This window comes from Mesorhizobium sp. P5_C1 (assembly GCF_054049815.1).
This window is the reverse complement of record NZ_JBFULQ010001183.1, coordinates 1-849: the sequence shown is the minus strand read 5'-3', so window position 1 is coordinate 849 and position 849 is coordinate 1. Positions and strand designations below refer to the sequence as shown.

Annotated in this window: 1 protein-coding gene; it reads right to left on the bottom strand. The window is 60.6% G+C overall.

Going from position 1 to position 849, the window contains the following annotated elements; all coding sequences use genetic code 11:
• Nucleotides 1-849, bottom strand: an 849-nt coding sequence (locus ACXJ7R_RS34755) for a 3-keto-5-aminohexanoate cleavage protein (protein WP_457155742.1), incomplete at both ends; no start/stop codon positions are given.

Here is an 849-nt window from a genome sequence, read left to right as displayed (position 1 = left end):
TTCAAAGCCAGCTGAGATCGCGCTGAAGCCGGGCTGGCGATCGTGGCGCCGAGCCTCTCCAGGAGCCATTTCGCTTTCTCSACGAGTTCGGCATTGCTCTTGACCAGCTCGGTCTTCGACATGCGGATCGTGTCCTCCATGCCGATCCGTACATGGCCCCCGAGGAGGTAGGATTGCATCAGCATCGGGTACGCGGCGCGACCGATGCCAAAGCCTGTCCAGATGGCGTCCCGTGGCAGCATGTTGCGGGCGAACATCATGGTCTCGGGCGTCGCCGCGAAGCCGTATTTCACGCCAAGCACAAGGCTAACGAGCGGCGGGCCGCGAAACACGCCGCTTGCGAGAAAGTCGTTGAGGAGATTGATGTCGCCGCTATCGAATAACTCAAACTCCGGCCGGACCCCGCAGTCATAGATGATCTCCGCCATCTTCTTGACATTGGGTGGAGTGTTGATGACGACCTCGCTGCCGAACGTCATCGTATTGAGATCCAAGGTGCAGATGTCAGGCCGTAGATCGCGGATGTGCTCGACGCGACGTTCGGGCGTGACGAAATTCGTCCTGGGACCAGCGATCTTGGGATCCTCTTCTCCAGGCTGGAACCGGCCACCAGGTCCGGTGGTGATATTCAGGATCACCTCCGTATTCTTGGCGCGGATCAGACGAACGAGTTCGCGGTAGTGATCGAGCTCCATCGACGGTCGACCGTCGGGATGACGGACATGAAGATGCAGGATGGACGCACCCGCGTCGACCGCATCGAGTGCCGAGGCCGCGATTTGTTCCGGCGTCACCGGCAGATTGGCGTTGTCTTGCGGCCTCGTCAGGCTGCCGGTCACGGCGCAAGTG